This is a genomic window from Paenibacillus sp. FJAT-26967, from assembly GCF_001541095.1.
Taxonomy (GTDB): Bacteria; Bacillota; Bacilli; order Paenibacillales; family NBRC-103111; genus Paenibacillus_F.
In genome coordinates this window covers 719761-746169 of sequence record NZ_LMXH01000002.1, presented here as the reverse complement: position 1 = coordinate 746169, position 26409 = coordinate 719761, and the positions used below count along the sequence as shown (strand labels likewise).

The following is a 26409-nucleotide window of genomic DNA, read 5'->3' as shown; positions in this document are numbered from 1 at the left end:
CCGCCTATCATCAAAAAAACAGCTTCACAAACCTATGGTTTGGAAGCTGTTTTTGCTTTATTTATCTGTCTTCGCCCGGCTGCTCCTCATAGCGGCAAGAACTTTAACATGACCAGATTCATTGGCCAGAAAGCGCTGGTATTCCGAGGATTCAACCGGATATATAGCAATCTTACCTGCATCGTCAAAATGGATTCCCCATCCATATTTTTTGGCAAGCATGGATGCACGAAGGCACGCATGGGATTTCTGGAACAGCTCGTACCGAATTTCCGTCCCTATTATTTGTAAAATCTCTTCCGGGATTTCCTTATGCCGGATGTGAACTTCGTAGACCAGGTCCTCTTGAGTGAACGTATAAGGATGATGGATAAGCAGTTCGTACTCAATGAGCGCTTTCGTTTTTCCGTCCTTCCTGGATGGCGGAGTTATGCTTTCTAATGCCGTGCTGTCAGGGGCCACCGTTATAAACGTCTGATAATAATTAAAATTCCGGTTTTTCACACATCGGCCTCCTTACCTTACCTGACTACTTAACGATGATTTCAACTCTGGTCCCATCCTCCAGCTTATCCAGCTGGTTTCCTATCCAAGAGCCGGCTCCGCGGTTATCTTTGGGAGAGATGTACTCAATATCCGCTCCCTTCCCTCCCTCAGCGCACATAGCCATAGGCCATTCATCCCGGTCATAATTTTTCTTTGTAGCAATACCGGCAAGGGACTCCCTTCTGTTTTCCTCCGCTCCTTTCCGGTCAATAGTGCAAATTTTGGAGGAGCCTTTGGAAATGGCCGACTTGATATGCTTCGCTGTCTCAGGATATTTGTCGCTCGGGAAAAAGAGTTGGATATCTGCGCTTGTGTCCGGTTCGTTATGAAACATGCCCGGATTAATGGCATATAAAACAGCCAGCAAAACAACAGTAAACAGGGTTAGAAGCTTCGAATATTTTTTTCTTTTTTTCATTATGTATGCTCACTCTTCATCGTTAGTTAACTACTCCATTATTGTCCATCTTCAGGCTGATGACAACTGCAAAATCCATAGGCACGCAAAAATCCGCAGCCTGTGCAGCTTTAATTCGCGATTCCAGACGAATGACATGCAGCAGAACAAGCGGTAGGGGGTTATCCTCCCTCTCTGTTCTTCAACGTATCACGAATCACCCTGGCGGCAGCTAAGGCTGGCAGGTCTTGAAGCACCTCTCCCGGCTTGTTTCCTTGTCCTAGTACATATCCGTCCATTCGCATCCCCATAAAATCAAAGATGAACTGAAACTGCTGGATCATCGGAAGTCCTTTTATCCGGGGTTCGTCGCCGCCCACCGCTATGACATAAGCAATTTTGCCGGCCATGTCACTGTGAAATTCCGGATACCGCTGATCTCTTAATGTCTGCGACCAGCGATCCACAAAATTTTTCATCCTGCCCGACATGCTGTACCAGTAAATAGGTGTTGCAAACACTACGGTGTCATGAGGAAGTAAACGTTCAAGCACCGCCGGATAATCATCGTCTACATCCTGAAATCCCCCGTCAGCATGCCGCTGGTCTGCGATAGGTTGTATGTCATAATCCTTCAGATAAATAACTTCCGTCTGCAAACCTTGAACAGCTTGCCGGGTCAAAATTTCCGTATTGCCATCCGTTCGGGTGCTTCCATAAATAACCGCTACTGTCATACGTTCTTCACTGCCTTTCTGTAAGCATTCAGGTTGTTGCGGGTTCCCGTTTATTTTACAATAGAATCAGAAATCGTTTGAAATGATTATTTCAATGGAATCAATCGGTTTTAACGATTACAGGAGGTCTTATTCTGGAGATCAAACAATTGATTACTTTTATACGGGCAGCGGATCTTTTGAATTTCACCCAAACCGCCCATGAGTTAAACTTCGCCCAATCCAGCGTCACTGCGCAAATAAAGACACTCGAAGCAGAGCTTGGAGCCCCCTTGTTCGAACGCCTCGGGAAACGGCTGGCACTCACGGAAGCGGGAAGACAATTCAGAGAATATGCCGCCAGAATGATCCAGTTGAGCGAAGAAGCCAAGATCGCCGTACAGGGTCACGACTTCCAGTCAGGAACCCTGATCATAGGGGCTCAGGAAAGTATGTGCACCTACCGGCTTCCCCCTCTTCTCCAAGAATTCAGAGCCCGGTTTCCCCGTGTTAAGCTGATCTTCAAACCGGCTCATTCGGATGCAAGTGCAAGAGAGCAGCTGCACAGCGGACAGCTCGATGCAGCATTCATTCTGGATGGTTCCCGGCCGCCTGAATCTCTGACTATAAAACTGTTGACTCAGGAACAGTTAAAGATGGTAGCTTCGCCTCAGCATCCGCTGCTTGCTCAAGATGAATTAACCCCGCTGCATTTTGCCCGCGAAACGCTGCTGCTTACAGAGAACGGCTGCTCTTACCGTACTCTTCTGGAAGAGTACTTCCGTGAAGAGGGTGTGCATCCGGCAAATAAGTTGGAATTCGTCAGCATCGAAGCGATCAAGCAATGCGTAATTGCAAATCTTGGTATAGCTTTACTACCGGCTATGGCGGTCCGAAAAGAACTGGAGGAAGAGCGGATGAAAGAACTTCCGTGGAACAACCGCGTGGCTCCGCTCTTTATTCAATTGGCCTGGCACAAAGATAAATGGATATCGCCGCCTCTGAAGGCTTTTATTGAATTAGCCGAGCGGCAGCTTGCAGTCAAGACGGATCTTCTTGCCGCTAGCTCACTCAAAAACCCCTTGCGCTGAGCCAAAAAGGCTTAGTGCAAGGGGTTCTCCATTATAGAATCGATGCGATTCTATGTACAATTAAAACGGCTTCATACCCAAGGTATCGATTTTCTCAGCAGAAACATCTACACCCATTCTTTTGGTTATATCCCGGTAATGACCTGCACGGCGCTTAATCGGACTGCCGTCCGTCTCACCCAAATTGGCTTCCAGGCCGTTCAGGACCATAACGGTAATTCCAAAGCCCGATGGCTTCAGACCTTTCTCTTCCTGTTCTTTCGTCGGCTCCCATCTTCCGACCATTACATCATGAGCGGAAGGTTTAGGCGCCTGCGGCGTCATCCAGAACAAGATGGCGGTCATAAAACCGAGTTTACCGTCTGCGGCCAGCTTCTCGGGGTTTTTGAGAAGCACGCTTTTATCGCCGTAGATAATTGAACTGAACAAGCCATAGTTAAAATTCCAGCTCATCATAATCGGTCCGCGTCCGTAGTATCTTTTGCCTTCTACACCCGGGTACAGCCCGCTGCTGTCCGGATCCACGAAGGTGGACATATTGGCTCCGGTTCTGCCCGCGATGTTCTCATTATAATACAAGCCCCAGCGCAGAGGACCGCCCGGTGCCGCATCCCAGCCTCCGCCTGTCTCATGAGCCAGGTTGGCTAGTAACGCCGCCAATTCACGCTTGCGGTCCGTATCGCTTCCTTCCTTCAGGAACGTGCCGAAGTCAACTACCTGCGATTCAATCTTCTTGCGGCGGTTCTCAGGCGCATTGAAGTCACTCGACCTCGATACGAGCGTCTCCGATTTGTTGTCCTTATCCAGCCGGAACACTTCTTGAGCCGTCAGGCTTCCTTTGCGGTAGCTGACTTTGTACTTAATGTTGGCTACTTCGGTAACGGCTTGAATCAAATTCTCATAGGAATAATAGTCAACCTGATTCGGGTCATAGTTCTTTTTGTCTTTGTTAAACTCATGCCACTCCTTGGAGCCTAGTCTCATCGGGAACAATGCTTCATATTCCGCCTCTGGAAGCGCTTCCTTTACAGCTTCAACTGCGCGCTCGGGTGAGTATTGCTTATCAATTCCTTTCCACTGTTTGCGGATCTGTTTATCGCTCAAAAGACGGCTTTCCCCTACATCCAGATAACTCCCTGTGTGGTAAGCGCTTTCAAATTCGTAATCCGTTAGAGGAACCGCTTCCGTTATAGACTTGGTTTGTGCCGCATATGCACTAATCGGAGCTGCAAGCAAAGCCGCACCCAAAGTCAGGCTGATCGTGCGAATCATAAATTTCTTCGAGAAAGGATAGTTAGATTGTGACATCTGTTGTAATCTCCCTTGTATAAAATTTTCTTACTATTCCTAATTATAGGAACATTGTTTAAAATTACATATAGTCATATGCGACTAAATATATAGGAAAATAGGCTTATGTTTTTACAAAATCAGCCTTCATTTTTGATTCTATTAAAAATATAGTCGATATATTTGCAGAATCATTACAAACCTAGTTTCTTAGAAAAAACCGCTTTCACCGCCTGTCTACCCTCCATTTTAAATAATCGTGAGTGCGCGGGTCCCTTTCCCCCTCTTTCTTGCTGCACAAAAAAACCGCTGCGATAAAGACTCGCGAGCGGTTTTAACAATGATTTAGTGTTTTTCCTTGCGCGACTTTTTGAGAGCCGGCTTCAGATCATCCTGCACGCTTCGTTCCCATAAAGCCACTCCAGACCGGTAAGCGGCCCTCGCATTCAAATGTCCCGCCACGGGACCTGTAATAAATACGAACACGATTCCAAGAAGAAGCTTGGCACTGATATGGTCCAGATAGAACGCGAAGTATAAGAACGCGCCAGTCAGAATCAGAAGGACACCTAACGTCGCACTCTTCGTGGCTGCATGCGAACGCAGGTACACATCCGGCAAACGGATGAGGCCAAATGCGCTCAGTACGCCTAATAGTGCACCGGCCAGAATGATAATGCCTATCAGCAGTTCACCGATCAAGGGTATCATCTCCATTCTCAATGACCGCGCCTCTTTCAATATATCTGGCAAAGGCCGTCGTCCCGATAAAACTCAGAATGCCGATCAGGAGGATAATGTCCATGTACGCTTGAGTCCGGAGCAGCATACAGATAACGGCGATCATTGACAAGAGAATAATGCCGATGGTATCCAGTGCCGCAATCCGGTCGGCCATCGAAGGACCTTTAAGGAGCCTGTACATACAGCCCAGTACAGCTGAGGACAGAAGAGCGAGTGAGAGCAGAAGAAGATTGGTCAGCATTTACCTCGTCACCTCCATAATCGCTTTTTCAAACGTTTGCTTGATTTGCAGGGAAATGATTTCCGCATCCTCGATATCCATCGCATGAATATACAGCGTCCGGCCATTCTTGGCTATATCCAAGGTAAGTGTTCCCGGCGTAAGACAGATCAGACAGGATAGCACCGTGATTTCCCAGTCGGATTCCAGTTCCGTCGTATAAGCAAAGATTCCCGGGCGGATCGCCAGTTTGGGTCTTATAATTTGACCGATGACCGTAAAACTGGAAATCATCAGTTCCTTCAGAAACAAAAGGAGAAGCTTAATAACGGCCCACACTTTTAGCATATAAAAATCGTAAGGCCAGAAGCGGCGCAGCAGACCAATCAGAATAATCCCGATGATATAGCCGACCGTAAAGGAAAGGAAGGACCATTCATTATTCAAGAACATCCACACAAAAGCGATTATCAGATTAAGCAGAATCTGCAGGGACATCTCACTTCTCCTCCCCTACTACCGCGTCGATATAAATCGCAGGATTTACCAGTGTATTTCCCGCTTCCGAGACCAATGAATATATCCACTCAGAACCGGCACCGATACAAATTATCAGGATGAACAACCCGGCTGCCGGAAGGGTCATCGCCCGCATATTCGAGGGCAGCGGTTTGGCGGATGCTTTTTCTTCACCCCAGAATGATTTGATAAATACCCTTATCAGGGAATAGAGCACGATTAGGCTGGAAGCAACACCGATGCCTGTAAGCCAGTATAAACCTTCCCCGAACCCGCCGCGGACAATCAGCAGTTTACCGGCGAAGCCGCTGAGCGGTGGTATGCCTGTAAGAGCCAGAGCTAGGACGAAGAACATCCATCCGATCAGCGGAATTCGTTTTATCATTCCGCCCATCTCTCTCGTCAAGTTTGTTCCGGCTGCCGCAATCAGTATCCCCGCTAACATAAACAAGAGAGCTTTGGCGATCATATCGTGCATCAGGTAGAAAACAGCTCCATCCAAGGAATCCTTGTTGGCTGCCGCTAATCCTAGGGCAATAAACCCGACGCTGATCACTACATTATAATTAACGACCCGGTAAATGTCGGAATATGCCAGCGCGCCAACGGCGCCCAGAATCATCGTCGCTCCTGCCATCCAGCCGATCCACATATGCGTAATTGCGGGATCATGATAGAAGATCAGTGTAAAGGTGCGAATGAGTGCATAGAGGCCGACTTTGGTTAATAACGCGCCGAACAAGGCGCCCACGGCAGCCGGCGGCACGCTGTAGGAGCCTGGAAGCCAGAAGAACAGGAATAAACCGGCTTTTAGAGAAAATACGATCAGGAACAGAATCGCGATCACATTAATGACTCCGCCCTGCCCCGCTTCAGCCACCCGGCTGGACAGATCGGCCATATTCAGTGTTCCGACGACACCATATAAGTAAGCGACAGCGGCAACAAACAACGTCGAGGACAAAATATTTATCAGCATGTATTTCAGCGTTTCTCTCAGCTGCCGCTTTGTGCTTCCGAGAACGATCAGCGCATAGGAGGAAATCAGCATCACCTCAAAACAAACGAACAGGTTGAACAGATCGCCAGTCAGAAACGAACCGCATACACCTGCGAGCAAGAACTGAAAAAAGGGATAAAAGTAATGCTTCTCTCTCTGCTCACCGATTGTACGGAAAGCAAAAAACAGACAAGCGGCACTGACGATCACAGTCGTTAGAACAAGAAGCGCGGCGAACATGTCGGCTACAAACACAATCCCATAGGAAGGAAGCCAGCCTCCCATCTGCAGGGTCTGGATGCCTTGTGCGCGAACCTGTTCCACGATCATCCCGGAAGCGGCTATATTAGCGACAATGCTAATGGAACTTATCCAGCGCTGGAGCTTTATTCTTGTAGGAAGAAAAATGAGAAGAACAGCCGTGCACAGAGGAATCAGCAGCGGATAAATCAGCAAGTTATTCATCCTCATTCCCCCTTAGCTCTTCCATATTATCGGTCCCCAGTTTTTGATAAGCCTTATAGGCCATCACAAAGAATAAAGAAGTCACTCCGAAGCTGATAACAATGGAAGTCAGAATCAAAGCCTGGGGCAAAGGATCTACATAGCTGTCCGCTTTTTCTCCAAGCAAAGGTGCGGCACCTGTTTTTAAGCGGGACATCGTAAGCAGTAATAAATGAATACCATGCGTAAGCAGGGACGTGCCTAGAATGATGCGCAGCAGGCTTTTGGATAAAATCAGATAGACTCCTACCGCAAACAACACGCCAATGGCTAAAGACATGTACAACTCCATGCTAATTGTCCCTCCCTATCGTGAAAATGATGGTCATCGTAATGCCGACGACTGTTAAGTAAACGCCCAGGTCGAACAATAATGCCGTAGCCAGCTCTGTTTTGCCAAGCAGCGGCAGATCAAAATAACCGAATGAATGGCTGAGGAAAGGGACATCCAATACGAGCGATCCAATCCCCGTAAGTAAAGCAAGCAGCAGGCCGACTGCGGTAAGTTTGCGGAAATCAACCGGCAGGATCGTGCGGATCATTCTCATCCCGAAAGCAATCGACAGCAGAACCAGCGCAGCTGAAGTCATCAGGGCTCCAATAAAACCGCCGCCTGGATCATTGTGACCTGCAAAGAACAAATACCACGAGAACGTTAAAATAATGAACACAACCACTTTGGAGGCTGTTCTCAAAATAACATCGTTGCTTCTAGGCGTATACATCCTGGAATGCTTATCACGATCAGGGTCTGGAATCGGACTTTCAGCCAACAGTTCCCCGGGTTCAGGTTTTATCTTGATCAGTGCATAGATGCCAAGTGAGGCAATCGACAGCACGACAATCTCCAGCATCGTATCGAATCCTCGGAAATCAACCAGGATAACATTTACGACATTCTTGCCTCCGGCCAGGATGTAGCTGTTGTCCAGGAAATAATCCGAAATCGATTCAAAGGACCGGCTGCTGCTTGCACTCAGTGCGATCAGGGTCACTATAATGCCCACACCGGCTGCAATCACCAAGTTGACAGCCTTAAACGGCACCTTAACCTCTTCTTTTCTCAATTTGGGCAGATGATAGAAACAGAGCAGGAACAGCGTAACGGATACCGTCTCTACGATCATTTGGGTCAAAGCCAGATCGGGGGCGCGGAATAGGACAAAGAACAAGGTGACCATATAACCTGCAGCGCCTGTCAGTATAATAAGCATCAGACGTGAAGTTGCAAAAGGTACAGCGAGTACAGATAAGATCAGCACAATGATAATGACGGCCTCGTAGATCGAAACCGGCGCATAATTCGTCGTATCAAAGCTGAGGCCTTTCGAGCGGTACAGGGTATATCCGAGCGAACCTGTAAAAAAAACGAAAATGTAAATTAAATAATGCCGGATGGAGCCGGTCATATACGTACGGGTAATCCGGTGAGAACCCTGATCAAGAAGACGCAGACCCCCGTCGTAAATCCGATTCAGGGAGACGCGTTCGAATAATGGCCGGTTCAGCAGACGAAGACGGTGATAGCTTTGGTACAGGACCGTGCCCGCGATAATAACTCCGATGGTCATAAAAATTTCAGGCGTCCACCCGTGCCAGAAACTGATCGAGACAAGGAATCGGTCCCCCTGATCCAGCAGCGCCGGATAAATGGCCGCCATAGCAGGCTCGATTAACGAATAGGACAGCAGATTCGGGAAGAATCCGAACACTACGGCAAGTGATGCCAGCACAACGGGCGGCAGCAGCATGCCCAGCGGCGCTTCGTGCGGCTTTCGGGGCAGCTGATCCAGCTGTTTGGGGCCGGTAAATGTCTTGAATACCAGCAGCATGCTGTACAAGAAGGTGAAAATACTGGCTACCCAGGCGATTACCGGGAACAGGATGCTTAGACTCTCCATGTTCCAGATGTTGAGCTGCAAGATATTCAAGGCCGCCGTAAAGAACATTTCTTTACTTAGAAAACCGTTGAAAGGCGGCAGACCCGCCATCGAGAATGCGCCGATGACAGCGATAGAGAATGTCACCGGCATGAGAGACATCAATCCGCCGAGCTTGCGGATATCTCTAGTGCCCGTCTCATGGTCTACAATGCCGACTACCATGAACAAGGCACCCTTGAAGGTTGCATGGTTGATCAGATGAAAGATCGCTGCCATCGTCGCCTTCGTGTAGAAAAGCGATTCCGCCGCGCCCGAGAAATAGGCCGATGCCGAGCCAAGACCGAGCAAACACATAATCAGCCCTAACTGGCTGATCGTAGAGAAAGCAAGAAGCGCCTTTAAATCCGTCTGCTTAATGGCCCGGAATGCTCCGTACATCAGCGTCAGCACGCCGATGAAAGAGATAAGCCAGAACCACTGCGCCTGACCGGAATAAAGAGGACTGAACCGCGCGACTAAGTAAATGCCCGCTTTGACCATGGTAGCCGAATGTAAGTAGGCACTAACGGGTGTCGGGGCTTCCATGGCATCGGGAAGCCAGATATGGAACGGGAATTGAGCCGACTTCGTAAAGGCCCCCAGCAAAATGAGCAGCATGGAAGGCAAGAACAGCGCATGCTCCGTTATAGAACTCACTTGTTCCAGAATAGCGCGGATGCTGAAGGTTCCTGTCATCAGGTAGAGCAGGATAAAACCGGCAAACATCGCAAGACCTCCGAACACGGTAATCAGCATGGATTTCAGTGCTCCATAGGTGGATTTCGCGCGGTGATTCCAGAAAGCTATAAGCAGAAAAGAAGAAATACTCGTTAACTCCCAGAAACCGTAGAGCACCATTAAGTTGTCCGATAGCACAACACCAAGCATGGCGCCCATGAATAAGAGCAGATACAGATAGAAGGTATGGACCGCTTCTTTCCTTTTATCCAAATAATAGATGGAATAAAGTACGACTAAGCTTCCAATTCCTGTGATCAGTAATGCAAACAGCAGACTGAGACCATCCAGATACACGGTGAATTCAACACCTAAAGATGGGATCCATGGCAAAGAAGAAGTCATGCTTCCCTCACTCTGCAGAACAGGAATCCGGGTAATGAAATAGCTGAATAAAATCACGGGCAGCGGAAGAACCAGCCACCCTGTATGGATATTATGCCGGATACGATAGAACAGACATATACCTGCTGCCAGCAGGAAAGGCAGGATAACAGCTATGTGCAGCAAAGACAATTTTCTCCCTCCTTATTGCAAGATTTTTTTGTATTAGCTTTTCCAATTTTCTTCAAAACTACTTGATCTTGGACGAAACGAATGGGGGATTTCTGAAAAAACACAAAAAGAGCCCGCTGTTGGCAGGCTCCTCCGATAAATAAGATATTGAGTTGATAAGTTTTCAAGCTAAAAACAGTATAGCCTCTGCCTCATGCTTTGTCAAAAGAAAATCATCTTAATTCATCTCAGACGGAGCACAAATGATGAGGCGCAGGAACGAGCTCCGGAATGAAACGGGAGAATACGGGAAACTCTGTTCAGTAAAGGAGTGATCCCATGACCGACCGTAAAATAGCCTGGTGTGCAGCAATTTTCCTGCTGCTGATTGCGGCTGGGGGAATTCTGAATGATCGGGCAGGAAGGCAGCCGACAATTCCGGGCCCGAACCAGCTTGACCCTAATCAAATTACCATACAGTCCTATCGCTCCGAAACAAGCTTACTTCCGACATCATCCTTTGAGCCCAGAGAATACGTTCGGATCTTGAGATTAGGGAGGAAGAAGCCGGAAGAATGACAAAGTCCTTGTCACTCCTTCGGCTTCTTCCCATTGTATGGCCACTTCCATGCTTTACGGCTCTTTATTTGCGTTCTTTCCGGTTTATCTTGGATTCCATGACGATATCCTTGTCCTGCTCTTCCGGATACGGCTCTTATCCCTCGATATGCAAATTAAGGCTGTTTTTATTCGTTTTAAATTTTTGCCGCTCTATCATGACACCGACAACACCCTTCGAATCCTCTGTCTCGCATACAATCCCGGTCCGGCCAAGGGCAGATACGTAGACACAGTCTCCGATTTTCAGGCTCCGGCTGTGACTTATCTCTGTCTCTGCAACTTGAGCTGCTGCTGACTCATCTTCTGAGGATTGGGATGTTTCCTCGACTACTGCAACCCGCGCGGCTATCTTTTTCCAATAAGCATCGGATTCAGCTCTATCCTCACTTTGTCCTCCACCTTCACCCCCCGTATCCTCCAGAGGATCATTCGCTTTAACCCCTTGAGAATAACCTTCCGTAGAGATTTCGCGCGAGCGCCCGATAATCTCCTCTGGAATCCCGAGCTTCAGTGCAATCAGGAAAGCATAGCTTTGTCCCGCCTCCCCTATCCGCAGCCGGTACAATGGCTGAAGTGTGTCTCTGTCAAATTCCATCCGGGCATTCTCAAAGCCGGGGGTGGCGGCAGCAAAATTTTTGATCTCGGTAAAGTGTGTGGTCGCGACGACAGTAGCCCCTCTCCTGTGCAGTTCCTCCAGAATCGCAACCGATAATCCGACGCCTTCCCCGGGGTCCGTGCCGGACGCCATTTCATCGATCAGCACGAGCGTCGAGGAATCCGCAACTTTTAGAATATCGATCACATTATGGATATGAGCCGAAAAAGTGCTCAGCGCATGTTCTATACTCTGTCCATCGCCGATATCGACTGCTACATGATGAAAGACAGAGAACAAGCTTCCTTCCTTTACCGGGACGAGCAAACCGGATTGCACCAGCACAGTGAGCAAACCGACTGTCTTCGTCGCCAGGGTTTTCCCACCTGTATTAGGTCCCGTGATCACCAGTGATTTGTACCTGCGCCCTATAATAAAATCAAGCGGAATCATCTGTTTCCCTACTAAAGGATGCCTGGCCTCGCGGAGATCGATAACTCCATTCTCGTTTAATTCGACATTAAAGCCGCCGATCGCCAGGGCGTATTTGGCCTTAGCGAACAGAAAATCGTAGATGCCAACCGTTTCCACATTCACTCCGAATTCATGCGTATACTGCTCAGCTAAAGCGGTCAGATCACTGAGCACCTTCATCTCTTCACGTGATTCTTCCGCTTTTAATCCGGCAAGCTCGAACTGAAAACTCACAATGTCAGCCGGTTCTATATAGACCGTTTGCCCGCTCGCCGATTCATCCAGAACACTCCCTTTCACAAGTTTACGATGTTCTTTCTTCACCGGAAGCACGTATCTACCACCGCGCGTACTGAGCAAATTCTCTTGAAGGATGCTGCGGTGCTTGCTCATCAACGAGTCCAGCTTCAACTTTAAGCGATCTTCGATAAGGATTATTCTTTTGCGGACCTTCATCAGTTCCTTACTGGCAGCATCCACTATTTTGCCGCTGCGTATAGTCCGTTCAATTTCCGCTTTCAGCTTGGCTATTTCGTCCATAGAAGCAGCGTACGCACTGACGTGGGGTGCAGCTTCTGACTTTGCTCTCATATATTTCATAAGCTGTGCGCAGCTGTTCAAAAATTGGAGCATATGAACAAAGTCTTTTTCACTGAACACATAACCGGTTCCCATTAAAGCAAGAATCTGCTCAACACCTTCCAAGGATGGTATCGGTACACTGGCTCCCTGCTGAAGCAGCGTTTTCGCTTCTGCCGTTTCATCCAGTTTCTTGCGGATCGTTTTGGTGACGGTCATCGGGACCAGCTGCTCGATTTGCCTTTTGCCGAGATACGATACCGCATAACCCATCAACGCTTCTTTCACTTTACCGTAATCCAGACGCTGCAATGCTTTCTCATTCACGTGGATCGCTCCTTTTTTGGATAAAATAAAAAGAGCACAGAATGAACAATCGTCATTCTGCGCTCTTTCGTGTACAGCCTACCAAACCCCCGTCAAATAAAAAATCCATGCTGAACTACAGCACGGATGCGGGCGCAAGAATAGGCGTAAACCTAAGGCGTAGCATGATATCCGTTGTTTGTTCTTAACTAATTCCGAGGCATCTACAATTCCACAACAAAAAAACGTTGTTAAACAACTATTTTGTGATGGAAGTCAAAACCTCTTCTATGGAATTTGGTTAGTTAAGAACGCTCACCGACATCAAAATCTCTCCCTCAGTTTAAACGGTTGTATAAATAAGTTAGACTACCCACAATATAGCTTACTTGGATAGCTAAAGTCAAGGAAGTTCCTATCGTCATGCTAACCATTCATAAGAAAAAAATCAAAAAAGCACAACAATCGCTGCTTGAGCGAAGCTGTGCTTTTGAGAAACCGATTATTTGCGGAACGCAAGACGGAAATCATTCATTACTTTTCTCTGCCGCTCAATATATTGCCATACCCAGAAGATAAGGAGAAGCGAAGCGGCCAAATAAATAAGCGGAACCAGCAAACTGAGCTCGGTTAATAAAAAAGCAAAGACAAGAAGAAGCCCGCTGAACAAATGATTAATCGCCGTGTGAGCATTGCTCGGTATAAGATCAGCTGCATTCAGATCATAGTTACGCTGTGCGTATCGGATAGCCTGCAGGGCAAACGGCAGGGATAAGAAGGCAAAGTACAGGGTGTAAGGAGCGAAATCAAGGATCGGAAGCAGAGCAATTAACGCATAGCCCGCAACAAAACTTGCAAGGAGAACGTTTTTAGCTTTCCGTTTTCCTAAACGGACTACCAGCGTATTCTTCCCTGTCTTGGCATCCGATTCCGCATCCGGGAACTGGTTGATCAATAAGACGTTCGAAATGAACAAGGCAACCGGTAGAGAGATTAGAAACGCCTGCAGCGAATAATAGCCGGTCTGCACATAAAAAGCGCCTAGGGTCATGAAGACCCCGTAAGTCGTGGCAATGAGCAGCTCCGCTATACCGGGAGCCATGTTAATAAAGGAAAACTTGCCTTTGGCACCTGTATAGAAGAGTCCCGCCATAATGCCGTACAAGATGAGCGGAATAAGGCCCCAGCCGCTGACGGCAACCAGATAAATACCGATCAAAGCGGCTGTGCCCGAGAGCATCAAGCCGAAGAAACCCATATCGGCCCTCGATATTAATCCGAGCTGGATCATTCGCGAACCGCCTGTAAACGGACGCATTCCCGTCGTATTATCCGCATCACGATCCGCGTCTTTCCAGTCGTTAATCATGTTGGTCCCAGCCTGGATCATCAGAGCGCCAATCAATGTCAGAATGAAATGAAGCACGTTCAGTTCATGAACTGCCGAAAGCGCCAGCGCTCCCCCCAGCAGGACCGGTACAAGCGCAGCTGTAAGCGACAACGGCCGTAGGGCTTCTTTCCACGCACGTGCTCTGGATCTGACATCGTCCCATGTACTGAATGAGATGCGGTTGTTCTCGAATTCAAAGACCGTCGGCGGTTCACCTTGGAGAATTTCTGGAACAAAACGATATTTCACAGTAAACGGCCGAATCCGGATAAACTCCAGCTTGTCGAGTGCATCGCCTTGCTTCATCTGAGCTACAATCGGCGACCGGCTGACCAGCAGCCCGGCTGCTTTCTCCCGGTCTTCCCGGTCTTTGAGAACTTCGGCCCTCCCGATAATCTCGGTTTCCTCCATCTCCATGAACGTAGCACCTTGATGAATCAGGATCGCCGTCTCCGGGATGTTGCTCCATTGGATGACTTTGGGATCGCCTTTCATACTGGTCACGTATATGTTAAAGTCTTCGTCCGCGGCAAAATGCATCATTCTCTGCCTCGGTGAACCCATATTCGATGTACCGACTGCGCCTACTTCGGATCGCGCCAAGAAATCAAGCACTTCCTGTCTGCTTCTAATTGCCATAATGCGCTAAACTCCCTTTCTTTATCTGTGTCGAATCTTCTTTAGATGTTCGTATCGTTTATAACTTATTTATTATATCACTTCCTATACAAGATACTATGGTAAAGGCTAGCTAATCATAGAATAATAGGATAATCCAACGGGGTGATTCCAGCCGGAACAGTTGAAAGACGCATTTACGCACAAAAAAGAACCCGTTTCTTCCTTGGGTCCTTTATCTCCATACTATTTAAACCAGCCTTTTTCTTTAAAACGCATGATCGCTTCGATTCTATTACTGACACCCAGCTTATCCAGTATTACGGAGACATAATTCCGGACAGTTCCGGTAGTCAGATAAAGTTCGCTGGCGATCTCCTTTGTATTCTTGCCGTCGGCAATCAGTGCGAGGACTGCCTTCTCCCGCTCTGTCAGCGGATTCGCTTCCTGAACATAGCTCTCGTCCACCAGCTCAGGCGCGTAAATGCGACGTCCGGCCATAACGCTCCGGATTGATGCTGCCAGCTCCTCGCTGGGGCTATCCTTCAGCAGATAGCCGTGTACACCTGCTTTGAGCGCACGCTCAAAGTAACCGGAACGGGCAAATGTGGTCAAGATCATGACCTTGCAGCCCAATCCCTTTAATTCTTCGGCCGCGTCAAGGCCGCTCTTGGCCGGCATCTCAATGTCCATAATGCAGACATCAGGCTGATGAAGGTGCACCAGCTTAAGTGCATCCTCTCCATTGCTTGCTTTGCCGACCACGGTCATATCTTCTTCAAGTTCAAGCAGCGAAGCAAGAGCGCCGAGCAGCATGCGCTGGTCCTCGGCAATCACGATTCGAATCATACCTGAGCCTCCTTTACAACGGGTTTAAAGACATTCGGAACCTTGATTATCACATTCGTGCCTTGACTCGAGGTAACCTCCAGACTTCCGTTCACGAATTCAAGCCGTTCCTTCATTCCCCGAATCCCGTTCCCCCTGGAATAATCGATAGGTGTAGAGATTCCCACACCATTGTCCCGGACTCTTACGATAAGCTCCGTATGCGAAGGCTCTATCTCAACCGTACAGGAAGTAGCCCGGCTGTGCTTGACAATATTCGTTACCGCTTCTTTCAAACACATGCTGATCACATTCTCTGTAATGAGAGAAGTCTCTGTCAGTTTGGGGTCCCCGGCCAGTTGAAATTCAATATCAGCCGCCTTCAGAATCTGCTTGACCCGCACTACTTCATCCTCTACTCTGGCTCCCCGCATTTCGGTAACCATTTCCCGGACTTCTTTGAGAGCACTCCTGGCAGTCTGCCGGACATCATTAATTTCGGCCCGGGCCTGATTAGGATTCTTGCTCATAAGCTTGTTCGCCAGATCACTCTTGAGCCCAATCAGCGAAAGTTTCTGGCCCAGTGTATCATGCAGATCACGGGCAATTCGCTGCCGTTCTTCCAGCTTAACCAGATCCGAGATCCTCTTGTTCGCATCCTGCAGCTGGCCTTCGAGCTTCTCTTGTTTGTTCTTGTTATAGGTATTAACCGGAAGAAGAATTACTCCGATCAGACTGATAAGAACAAAGGGAAGCTGTGTGATAAACACCGGATTTTTGGTAACAAACCCTAGATTGATCGATACGATCGTGCTGACAAGATGGATCGTATAGAACGTAATAAATCCGATCTTGTTCTGGATATTCCCTATAAAGAAAGCCAGGAATAAAGAGAAATATAAGTATCCGAACAACACGGTCATCGCGATAGAGATAATAATCTGCACACTTGTCCAGAAATAGACCTGCCAGCCTCTCGTCATAACAGACAGTACGTAGCTGACAAAGAAAACAATAATGAGCGTGATGCCGATTATGATCTCCGTCATAGAAGAACTTAAGATAAAGTAAAACGGAAGAATAAAGAAGACAACCCATACAAATGGACTCAGGCCCGTTTTCTTTTGAAACACTTGAAACCATTTCCGCATGGCCTACATCCCTTTTTTCTATACCGGTAAGTTTTATCTTTATTTTAGCATAAACCAATCTCCCGGCAATTATTTCCCTTGAAGACTCGGATTGCTCTTAATCGTTTTGGCCGCTGCATTGTTTTTGTGCAGCACTTTTTTAACATCTTTGAAGCCGACGAACGTCTTGCCTTCCTCATCCCATAACCGGAAGCGCAGCGACTGGAGACTCTTACGTAGTGTAATGGTAGTCGCTTTCTGAAGCGGCGGCGTTTCGTTATGGGCTTTCTCCAGATAATAGTTCGGAACTCTGGGACTCAGATGATGCACGTGATGGAATCCGATGTTACCGGTGATCCACTGCAGCAGCTTAGGAAGCTTATAGTAAGAGCTGCCTTCGACAGCCGCCTTCACATAACTCCACTCTTCTTCGTTCTCGAAATAAGAATCTTCGAACTGGTGCTGTACGTAGAACAACCAGATGCCCAGAAGGCCGGATACAAAAAACACGGGGCCTTGTACCATTAAGAATGCCTGCCAGCCAATCGCCCAGCACAGAAGCGCATACAGAGCCACGATCGAAAAATTAGTAACATAAGTATTTACGCGTTCCTTGCGCTTTGCGCCTTTACGGTTGAAACGATATTGGAACAAGAAGATAGCAACCGGTCCGAGACCAAGCATAACGATGGGATTCCGGTAGAAACGATACGCGATTCGGCGCCACAGCGGAGAAGCTGCATACTCGTCCACAGTAAGTACCCACATGTCACCGGTACCCCTTTTATCGAGATTGCTGCTTGTCGCGTGATGTACGGAATGACTATATTTCCACTGCTGATAAGGGCAGAGAGTGAGTACACCTGTAATCGTGCCGATTATTTCGTTAGCCAAACGGCTCTTAAAGAACGATTGATGGCAGCAGTCGTGGAAAATAATGAAGGTACGGATGACAAATCCGGCTGTCACTAAAGCGATAGGAAGCGTCAGCCAATAAGAAACAGACAAGCTCAGATAGGCACCATACCAGAGAAGCACTAGCGGAACTAGTGTATTGAAAAGTTGGCGGATACTTGATTTTGTGTCTGTTTTTTCATAAGGAGCTACATTTTTTTTCAAATTCGTTACTTTGGATTGAGTCATCGTGAATGTTTCCTCCTCGATCGATCTGATGTCCGGGGAATATCACCGAACAGATGTAACAGTCTAGTATATTTCAAATTATAAAGAAAGTATCCCTTGCATTGTAGTCATAAGTGTCAGTATAGGAGTATGACAAATGTCATGTTATACGAAAAAAGACCGCCTGCCGGCGATCTTAATTAAAGGTCCGTTTGTTTTGTCGTCAACAGCTTACAAGCTGTATCAGGCCGCCAAACTGAAAGTATCCCGCGGCGAAGATATCCCGCTCTGCAATTGAATCGTTGTGCGGCGGCTCTGCGACTGAATAAATCCCCACGAGACAGCAGGCTCGGCAAGATCGAGCTGCATCAGCTTCACAAGTGCCGCTGCATCGCCGGATAGATACACGCCTGCACATACTCTCAGGTATTCCCTCAACCCTACATCTTGCGGAAGAGCCAGTTCCCCCTGAAGTAGATCTTCCCTGACGGAAGCAAGAGATTGCCGTGCGCGATGCAATGCCGCTTTGACTGCCCCTTCCGTCGTTTGAAGCTGGCGGGCCGTCTCCATAATGGAGAGGGCAAAAACATCACGGAGCATGAACACGGTCCTCTGCAGAGGGGAAAGATGAATCAGGAGTGCTTGCATGGCCATCTCAATCTCCAGGGAATCACTATCGGGAAGCGTCATCTCGGCTTCTTCCTGCTTTAAGATCCGCTGTAGTACCGTTTTTCTGCGCAGCTGATCGATCCAGGTGTTCTTAGCGATGCGCAGCAAAAGCGCTTCCTTGTTCGAAAACCCCGGTCCCTCTGCGATTTGCATAGCTTTGAGCCAAGTTTCCTGCGCCAAATCCTCTGCTTCCCAGTGGGACCTTGTCATTGAAAGGCAATAGCGGGTCAACGCTCCATACATCTGCTCCAGACTTTTACCTCCATTTGTGCCGGTTCCAGTCAACCCGTCTTCATTCCATTTAGTTGAGAACACTAAGAACCCTCCTTTTACTGAATCCCTCTATATATACGCATGTAATTTCATTCAGACAGAACCTTCCCTTTTAACAAAAGACCCATAAAAAGTCTCTACATAACTAACGAATGAAGAAGTCAAAAAGATACGCAGATGCCGGAAATAAATATTCCTTTCTCCGCCTCGTCCCGCGTATCTTCCAGAGTTTCTTATTCGTTTACCAGACGAACCCGGGTACACACAACGAAATCGGAGGAGATTAAATGAGTATTCCCATCCCTTATGTAGTAGAGCAGACCGGAAGAGGAGAAAGATCGTATGATATTTATTCGCGTCTGCTCAAGGACCGGATCGTTTTTCTCGGTTCGGAAATTAATGACCACGCAGCTAACAATATCATTGCCCAGCTTCTGTTCCTCGCTGCAGAAGATCCTGAGAAGGAGATAAATTTGTATATCAACAGTCCCGGCGGCTCTACATCAGCCGGTTTTGCCATCTATGATACGATTCAGTTTCTGAAGCCGCCCGTACACACCATTTGCACGGGATTCGCGGCCTCCTTCGCCGCTATTCTACTGCTGGCCGGGACTCATGGCAAACGATTCGCACTGCCGAACAGTGAAATTATGATTCACCAGCCGCATGGAGGTGCGCAGGGGCAGGCAAGCGATATTGCCATATCGGCTAACCGCATTCTTCGTATCCGTGACCGCCTCGTCAAGATTACGTCCGAACGGACCGGACAATCCGAAGAGAAAGTGCAGAATGACATGGACCGCGATTATTTCTTGTCAGCGGAAGAAGCTTTGGAATATGGAATCATAGACAAAATCTTGACTTCCATATGATTAAAGTAAATACAATCAACATAACTTAAATTTGCTTGATTAACCTTTTTCTACTCTGATTATGGAGATAGATACTGGGTAAATAAAGTGATGAAACCCTAATTGGGCTTCATCACTTTTTTTATACCTAATATCCTATGAGGAAGGTATTAAAAGAACAGGAAATTAAGGTATACTGAGCGTACCATGATAAGGTTCAGAAGCTAGCCTAGGAGGCTTTCCATACTATGAAATATGACATTTCCGACAATTTATTCATTCAAGCGTACGAAAGTGCCCCTTTCGGCATTGGTGTTTACAGTCTTGACGAAGCCTGCTGGCTTAAGTGTAATCCATTTTTCTGTAAAACGCTTGGTTACTCTCAAGATGAATTAACCGGGATGGCGGATCAGAACCTCGTCCATCGGGAAGATTACCCGATTGCAACTCATCCGCTGACTGCTGCTGCGTTAGCTCAGCCGGATGTTTCTCCTTATCATCTGGAGAACAGATATATACACAAAAATGGAGCCGTCGTCCAGTTATCTCTGCACGTATCGTTATTGGCCGGGCACACCGGTCAAGCTTCTACCCTGTTGCTCGTGCAGGCTCTTGACGTCACCGCCCAGCGCAAGGAAGAGGAAAGACTCCGAGACAGCGAACGCAAGTACATGACTCTCTTAGAAGCTTCGCTAGACTGGATATGTACGCACAAACCGGATTCGCAAACGACCATCGCGTACTCCTCACCCTGCTGCCGGTCCATTCTAGGTTACGAACCAGGCGAAATGATCGGCTTAAACAAGCTTGCCTTGGTTCATCCCGATGATTATAAAAGCGTGGAACGATACTGGTCCGGCAGGGCGGATACACAAAGCGAAGCAATCACTTTCCGCATCCGCCGTAAAGACGGTGAGTACATCTGGCTCGAATCAACGAACCGCTACATGTATAACCAGAATGGACAAATCGAAGAAATTATCTCTATTTCGCGGGATATTACCGAACAACGACATGCCGAGAAGCTTTTAAAAGAAAGCGAACAGCGGTATAAGTCCCTATTTGATCACAATCCCGCGGCTGTTTATTCGATGAATCTCGATGGAGATTATTTAACGGCCAATCCGAATCTTCACAAGCTGACCGGCTTCACTTTGGATGAATTAATCGGTATGTATTGGGGACCTCTCGTTCATCCCAAGGATCTTCCAAAGACGCTGTACCATTTCGGACTTGCCAAGGAAGGATATCCACAGAGCTATGATTTGACCATCATCCATAAAGAAGGCCATCTTGTGGAAATCAATTCAACCAATATTCCTATTATCGTGGACAACGAGATTGTCGGAGTTTATGGGATTACAAGTGATATAACCGAACGGCAGAAGTATATAGAAGAAATCGAAAAGCTCAGTCAAGAATATACCCTCATTCTTAATGCCGTATCGGAAGGTATCTTCGGACTTGATGCAGAGGGTAATGCCATGTTCATTAATCCGGCCGGAGCCGCTATGCTTGGATTTGAAGCTGAAGAGTTGATAGGCCAGTCCTATCTCGGCATGTTGCAGCAGACTTTCCCATGTGATTCTCAGCTGCCTACAGAAGAGAATGCAATCTTCCGGGCGATCCGGGATGGCCACTCCTATCATAGTAAAGAAGCGGTGTTCTGGCGAAAGGACGGCTCCAGCTTCTTAGCGGAATATACAGTGACAACTATCGTTGATAAAGGCATACACAAAGGAGCCGTTGTCGTCTTCCGTGATATTACAGGGGAAAAAGAAATTATTCGTGCCAAGGAGTCCGCGGAAAAAGCCGACAAAGCCAAATCCGAGTTTCTGGCCATCATGAGCCATGAAATCCGGACACCCATGAACGGAATTGTCGGCATGGCCGATCTGCTTGCGGAGACAGAGCTCTCCGAAGAACAACAAAGTTATCTCGATATCGTTCTCCAAAGCAGTTATGCCCTGATCAAAATTCTTAATGAAATTCTCGATTTCAGTAAAATAGAAGCGGGTAAAATGGAAATAAACTATGAAGCGTTCCAGATCCGTCACGTTTTGGATAGTGTACTGGAACTTTTCACACCCCGGGCCATTGAACGCGGCATCCCGATCGCTTGTAGGATCGACGAGCGGATTCCTGATATGATCGTAGGGGACCCCGGTATCCTGCGCCAAGTGCTAGTCAATTTAGTCGGTAATGCGATTAAGTTTACAGAACAAGGACAAATAACCGTAATCGTCAACTTGACCGCGGAAACGAATAGAAATGAGATTGTTATCGAATTCTTAGTTCAGGATACGGGAATCGGTATAGCTGAGGATAAGCAAAGCCAGCTTTTCCAGTCCTTCTCACAGCTTCATCCTACCATTAACCGTAAATATGGAGGAACTGGCTTAGGACTTGCAATCTGCAAAAAGCTGGTGGAATTAATGGGCGGGGCCATTGGTGTCGAGAGCGTAGAAAATATAGGTTCAACCTTTCGCTTTGCGCTTCCCTTCTCCCTATACTCGTCATCGGAACTGAATAACTTGGAGCTTGAAGATAAGTCATTGAGTGTTAGATCAAGTTTGCCTTCACAGCACCAGCAATACGGCCCTCTTAGGATTCTGGTAGCGGATGATCATGCTGTAAACCGCCTTCTCCTCCATACTCTGCTCAGGAAGCTCGGCTATGAGGCTGATAGTGTCGAGAATGGTGCTGAGGCCGTGCGCGCCGTGAAAAAGAAAGTTTACGATATTATTTTTATGGACCTTCAAATGCCAGAAATGGACGGACTAGAAGCCACGGCGATAATCAGCCAGCTTTACTCTCATTCAGACAAGCAAGGACCTTCCATTATCGCCGTCACGGCATTTGCGCAAGAAGAGGATAAAGAAATGTGTCTCAGAGCCGGCATGCAAGACTTTATCAGTAAGCCTGTATATGCTCCTCATGTGGAGCGGGTACTTAAACAATGGTCACCTTATACAGCAAAAAAGTAAATTACACTCAATTGGGAAAAGTGACAGAATTCTTGTCACTTTTTTTATTCTTCATTTGATCGATACCGGAAACAGAAGTCTTACGATGTTCATACCTAATTTCTGATATACTTATTTTTAGCGAAAGTAAAATAATACCAGCGGGGTCTTTAAACAGATTAAGTTTAACTCCACACCCATTTTTATCCTTCTGAAATCGGTTATTACTTATTATTACATGACTAAAACTCATATTGAGTATTGTAGAATTTCGTCGAATATCATAGAATTGTGTAGGAAATACTCGTTTGAGGGGAACCTGAACATGTCTATTAAAAATCTGTCGATCGTTTTTTTAACCGTGGTATTGGCTGTTCTTGTTATCAATAATACTGTATTTTTTTATTCCACCAAAAATTCCTTGGTTACTAATATGGAATCAGAGCTTTTCACAGTTTCGCAGCAAATCCAATTAAGTATAGATCATGTCGAATATTCTTATGAAACGACAGACCGCTTAATGTCCGACTCCTTAAAAAAAGTCGCGATCGCTGCTAGAAATTCACTTCCCGCCCGGTATGAAGAGATTACTAATGAGAAGCTTCTCCAATTAAGCCGTCTGTATCATGTAAGCAATATCACTTTGTTTGCGAGGCAAGGAAACGATATCATCAGCGTCCGTTCGTCTGAACCCAAAGAACTCAACATGAACACCAGGGAATGGGGTAATTACCACACCGCACTCAGCCAGCTGCTGAACGGGGAGCTGGTTACCGTGCCGGAAGGGACGGCTTCCCAAAATTTCTGGACAGGTAAATTGTCCGGTTCCGCATCCAATCCCGATTCTCCCAAGAACAAATTCGCCTACTATTATGATGGCACCACCAATTATATTATCAATCCTATGATCAATAGCAGCGCCTTGCAGGAACTGGATTCCAGCGGCGGAACAGAATTAATTGTGGAAGAAACGCTCAAAAACAACAGCCGTTTGCTTGAGATTACTGGATTTAATCCCCGTACTTTCTCTAAACCTGACGATGATCCCAGTTTCTACACGTATACGAATCAATCGCGTAATCTCAGATATTCGGAACGGAAAATACTATTCGGGCAATACACGAAGAAATCGCCAGAGGATATAGCTTTTATCGAAAAAGCGGTATCCTCTAACAAGCCCGTTTCTTACACAACCAAGATTGACGACCGGAATGTACTCAAAATGTTCTATCCCGTTAAAAGCGAGAAGGTTCAATTCCCGTATGTCATTGGGTTAGTTACTGATATGGAACATATCCATGAGTCGCTGAATAAACAACTCTTTAATTTTTTCCTGATCATTCTACTCGTTTCGCTTGCAAGTTTTCTGCTTATTGTGTCTCTATATAAAGCCATCAATCGTTCCAAAGATTCCATAGCACAAACGATTCAAGACAACTATACGAACGAAATGAACAATCTGATGGTAGCCATCAAAGGACAAAATCATGATTTCGCCAATCATCTCACGACGATCAGCTGCATGGTGCAATTGAAAAAATTCGATGAAACCAAGAAATATATTCATGAGCTTGTTGAAGAAACCCGATTAGTTAACGAAATGGTCCATGTCGGGCATCCCGCTTTGGCATCGTTAATCAGTTCGAAGCTCACTCAATCTTTTATGCGTAAAATCCATTTCACGTACGATCTGGATCATCTCGGAGGCGATCTGGAAAGTATTTCGGGCTTGAAATCCGTCGATATTGTAAAAATTCTCGGCAATCTGATCGACAATGCCTTTGATGAAGTGAGTCATCTTGATGTCGAGAAACGCGAGGTCCACTTGGCTTGTCAGCTAAAAGAAAATCATCTCATTTTTCATATTTCCAACACAACCGCGGAACCTATCTCGGAGGACACCCTTAATGCCATGTTTAAAAGTGGTTATTCCACCAAAACATCCGGCAATCATAAAGGGCTTGGACTGGCTATTGTCAGCCAGCTCGTTCAGCGTTATAAAGGCAGTATCAGCGTCCAGGTCCCTGAAATAAATAAAATTCAATTTACGGTTATACTCCCCATCGATTCATAGTGAAATTGAAATGCAACACGGGGTTGCTGCATACAAAAAAACGGTTCTTGCTGTGCAAGAACCGCTTTTTGTATGCTCGTTTAATTAGCTTTGGTGCGGGATATCGCTGAAAGTCAAGTTCGAATCGGGTATCCGGACATATGTACCCGCAGCCAGATCATGAAGAGTTCTCCGGTCGCTTCTAATCAAAATCATCGCCAGACCTATAATCGTAAATATTCCATAAGTGAATGAGTATAGAATCGCCTGGAAAATAACCGCTCGAATGAACATCGTTTTTACATTTACGCGTGACCCGTCCATTGCAACAATTTGGATCCCCATCATTCTCTTACCCGGAGTATACCCCTCCCAGAAAAGCGGAAATAAGAATTGATACAATCCCATAACTATATAGGCGGGATACCCGTTTAAAGCGTTGTGAAGGTCAAATCCTGTTAATCCCTGTACTAAGGAAGCGCTAATTGCCAGTATCGTGGCATCAAGTAAAGCAGCTACGATTCTTTTTAGAGAACCGGCCGGCAAATCCATTTTATCTCCCCCTTCTGGCACCACTTTTATTTTTACATTTTTTCCAAATAGTATCAATCATTTTATAACAAAAAAGAGACTGCTCAGCAGCCTCTTATGGATCTTATAAATAGATGTTCTGGGTCAGTGGGCAGTTTTTAATGAATTGGCCGTTTTTGTGGACTCGTCTTGCTGGCTGCGGTTCATGAACCAAAGAGTAGACCAGATGAGTACGAAGCCAATCAGTTGACCGAATGTGAGGGGCTTATCAAAAACTAGCCAGTTAATCAGCACCCCAATCGCCGGAAAGGCAAGTTCTGCAATAGCGGCAAAGAAGGCCTTGGTTGAGGATAACCCTTTATAATAAAGCAGCATGCTTACTAATCCCGGCAGAAAAGCTTGGAAAAGCAAGTTGACTATAATTAATGTCCATTCTCCCGCAGTCCTATTCCCTGTCCAAGCGTCTCCGCTTGCTATCAGAATAACGAACAGCAAAGGGACGGCCAGTAAAAACCTCAGTGAAGTGACGATAGGGAAATCCAAATCTTTCTGAAGCAAGTATTTCCCCATTACGGTCGAACCTCCCCACAAGGCAGCCGCGAGGATGGATAGCAGACTTCCCAGCACGCTTAAATCCTGCAAACTGAGCGAGGGCAGAGCAAATCCGAAGGTAAGCAGATAAGTACCCGCAAGAGCAAATAAGATAAATCCGAAAAAGCGTGATGGCAGTGCTTCTTTTAGCAGAAAACGAGCGAGAATAATAGCAAATAAAGGCTGGAGCTTCTGTAAAAGCAGGACAGCATTCGCACTTCCGTGTGCAAACGCCGATGTGAATAAGATGGTCGCGACGGCCGAACCTCCCCATGAAACGAACAACAGGGCTCCGACCACTCCCATAGTAATTTTACCGGTCAAAGCATGACGGTATTTGATTAGCACCGGCAGGGCATAAAGCATGAGAAGCAGATGCTCGATAAATACAATCTGGGCTGAAGTGAAGCTTTGTAATAGCAGAATCCGGAATAGCGGATCCAGACCCCATAGCGTGGCTCCCAGAGCCACATACCAAATTCCTTTCACCTTGCCTGACGACTTGCCGTTTAGTTCCTCATTCCTCAATCTTAACGCATCTTCCAATTCAAAAACCTCCTAAGGGTGTCTTGAATTGAACCTTCTGAAAAGAGGTAATGCCCCCGTCATATTTAATCAACAGGGGCATTA

General features: G+C 46.8%; 22 protein-coding genes and 1 pseudogene. 5 read left to right on the top strand and 18 right to left on the bottom strand.

Annotated features, from left to right (window positions below; all coding sequences use genetic code 11):
• Window positions 1-57: 57 nt before the first annotated feature.
• The 3 genes from AR333_RS13390 to AR333_RS13380 form a co-directional block, all read right to left on the bottom strand.
• Window positions 58-504 carry a DUF6157 family protein gene (locus AR333_RS13390; RefSeq protein WP_068775841.1) on the bottom strand — a complete coding sequence of 149 codons (447 nt, stop codon included), beginning with the start codon at window positions 502-504 and terminating at the stop codon, window positions 58-60.
• A gap of 25 nt (window positions 505-529) precedes the next feature.
• Window positions 530-964, bottom strand: coding sequence for a NucA/NucB deoxyribonuclease domain-containing protein (locus AR333_RS13385; protein ID WP_068775840.1), 435 nt, complete (start codon window positions 962-964; stop codon window positions 530-532).
• Between the two features lie 161 nt (window positions 965-1125).
• The gene (locus tag AR333_RS13380; protein ID WP_068775839.1) at window positions 1126-1680 is read right to left on the bottom strand and encodes a flavodoxin family protein; all 555 of its coding nucleotides are present in this window, start codon (window positions 1678-1680) and stop codon (window positions 1126-1128) included.
• Between the two features lie 134 nt (window positions 1681-1814).
• Between AR333_RS13380 and AR333_RS13375 the strand changes: the two genes are divergently transcribed.
• Entirely contained in the window at window positions 1815-2750 is a 936-nt protein-coding gene (locus AR333_RS13375; RefSeq protein WP_068775838.1) for a LysR family transcriptional regulator, read from the top strand.
• A 60-nt stretch (window positions 2751-2810) separates the two neighbouring features.
• Here AR333_RS13375 and AR333_RS13370 read toward each other — a convergent pair whose 3' ends face one another.
• From AR333_RS13370 to AR333_RS13340, 7 genes are all read right to left on the bottom strand, one after another.
• Entirely contained in the window at window positions 2811-4058 is a 1248-nt protein-coding gene (locus AR333_RS13370; protein WP_068775837.1) for a chitinase, read from the bottom strand.
• A gap of 327 nt (window positions 4059-4385) precedes the next feature.
• Window positions 4386-4757 (bottom strand): monovalent cation/H(+) antiporter subunit G, encoded by a 372-nt coding sequence (gene mnhG / locus AR333_RS13365; RefSeq protein WP_253735854.1) that lies wholly within the window; start codon window positions 4755-4757, stop codon window positions 4386-4388.
• A complete protein-coding gene (locus tag AR333_RS13360) occupies window positions 4732-5025 on the bottom strand; it encodes a Na(+)/H(+) antiporter subunit F1 (protein WP_068775836.1) in 294 nt (97 codons plus the stop codon). The genes mnhG and AR333_RS13360 overlap by 26 nt, the downstream gene beginning before the upstream one ends.
• Window positions 5026-5502 (bottom strand): Na+/H+ antiporter subunit E, encoded by a 477-nt coding sequence (locus AR333_RS13355; RefSeq protein WP_068775835.1) that lies wholly within the window; start codon window positions 5500-5502, stop codon window positions 5026-5028. It abuts the gene before it with no gap.
• A 1-nt stretch (window position 5503) separates the two neighbouring features.
• Window positions 5504-6988: a Na+/H+ antiporter subunit D gene (locus tag AR333_RS13350; protein WP_068775834.1), complete on the bottom strand. Its 1485-nt coding sequence runs from the start codon at window positions 6986-6988 to the stop codon at window positions 5504-5506.
• Window positions 6981-7319, bottom strand: coding sequence for a Na(+)/H(+) antiporter subunit C (locus tag AR333_RS13345; RefSeq protein WP_068775833.1), 339 nt, complete (start codon window positions 7317-7319; stop codon window positions 6981-6983). Before AR333_RS13345 ends, AR333_RS13350 begins: the two co-directional genes overlap by 8 nt.
• A gap of 1 nt (window position 7320) precedes the next feature.
• On the bottom strand, window positions 7321-10203 hold the full coding sequence (locus AR333_RS13340) for a Na+/H+ antiporter subunit A (protein ID WP_068775832.1): 2883 nt from the start codon (window positions 10201-10203) through the stop codon (window positions 7321-7323).
• Window positions 10204-10521: 318 nt separating this feature from the next.
• Between AR333_RS13340 and AR333_RS13335 the strand changes: the two genes are divergently transcribed.
• Window positions 10522-10761, top strand: coding sequence for a hypothetical protein (locus AR333_RS13335; RefSeq protein WP_068775831.1), 240 nt, complete (start codon window positions 10522-10524; stop codon window positions 10759-10761).
• A 64-nt stretch (window positions 10762-10825) separates the two neighbouring features.
• On the opposite strand, the pseudogene AR333_RS13330 reads toward AR333_RS13335, so the two are convergent.
• The 6 genes and pseudogenes from AR333_RS13330 to AR333_RS13305 form a co-directional block, all read right to left on the bottom strand.
• Window positions 10826-12778, bottom strand: a pseudogene (locus AR333_RS13330) (DNA mismatch repair protein MutS).
• Window positions 12779-13259: 481 nt separating this feature from the next.
• Window positions 13260-14786, bottom strand: coding sequence for a prenyltransferase (locus AR333_RS13325; RefSeq protein ID WP_068775830.1), 1527 nt, complete (start codon window positions 14784-14786; stop codon window positions 13260-13262).
• 225 nt (window positions 14787-15011) lie between these two features.
• On the bottom strand, window positions 15012-15614 hold the full coding sequence (locus AR333_RS13320) for a response regulator transcription factor (protein WP_068775829.1): 603 nt from the start codon (window positions 15612-15614) through the stop codon (window positions 15012-15014).
• Window positions 15611-16744, bottom strand: coding sequence for a sensor histidine kinase (locus tag AR333_RS13315; RefSeq protein ID WP_068775828.1), 1134 nt, complete (start codon window positions 16742-16744; stop codon window positions 15611-15613). Before AR333_RS13315 ends, AR333_RS13320 begins: the two co-directional genes overlap by 4 nt.
• A 69-nt stretch (window positions 16745-16813) precedes the next feature.
• Window positions 16814-17866 carry a fatty acid desaturase gene (locus AR333_RS13310; protein WP_068775827.1) on the bottom strand — a complete coding sequence of 351 codons (1053 nt, stop codon included), beginning with the start codon at window positions 17864-17866 and terminating at the stop codon, window positions 16814-16816.
• Between the two features lie 222 nt (window positions 17867-18088).
• Window positions 18089-18829 (bottom strand): RNA polymerase sigma factor, encoded by a 741-nt coding sequence (locus tag AR333_RS13305; protein WP_253735830.1) that lies wholly within the window; start codon window positions 18827-18829, stop codon window positions 18089-18091.
• Between the two features lie 245 nt (window positions 18830-19074).
• Between AR333_RS13305 and clpP the strand changes: the two genes are divergently transcribed.
• The 3 genes from clpP (at window position 19075) to AR333_RS13290 (ending at window position 24678) form a co-directional block, all read left to right on the top strand.
• Window positions 19075-19659 (top strand): ATP-dependent Clp endopeptidase proteolytic subunit ClpP, encoded by a 585-nt coding sequence (clpP, locus tag AR333_RS13300; protein ID WP_068775826.1) that lies wholly within the window; start codon window positions 19075-19077, stop codon window positions 19657-19659.
• Between the two features lie 227 nt (window positions 19660-19886).
• On the top strand, window positions 19887-22625 hold the full coding sequence (locus tag AR333_RS13295; protein ID WP_068775825.1) for a PAS domain S-box protein: 2739 nt from the start codon (window positions 19887-19889) through the stop codon (window positions 22623-22625).
• 304 nt (window positions 22626-22929) lie between these two features.
• Complete coding sequence (locus AR333_RS13290) at window positions 22930-24678, top strand: sensor histidine kinase (protein WP_068775824.1); 1749 nt, start codon at window positions 22930-22932, stop codon at window positions 24676-24678.
• A gap of 84 nt (window positions 24679-24762) precedes the next feature.
• Here AR333_RS13290 and AR333_RS13285 read toward each other — a convergent pair whose 3' ends face one another.
• Entirely contained in the window at window positions 24763-25209 is a 447-nt protein-coding gene (locus tag AR333_RS13285; RefSeq protein ID WP_068775823.1) for an RDD family protein, read from the bottom strand.
• Between the two features lie 123 nt (window positions 25210-25332).
• A complete protein-coding gene (locus AR333_RS13280) occupies window positions 25333-26307 on the bottom strand; it encodes a DMT family transporter (RefSeq protein ID WP_253735853.1) in 975 nt (324 codons plus the stop codon).
• Window positions 26308-26409 lie beyond the last annotated feature (102 nt).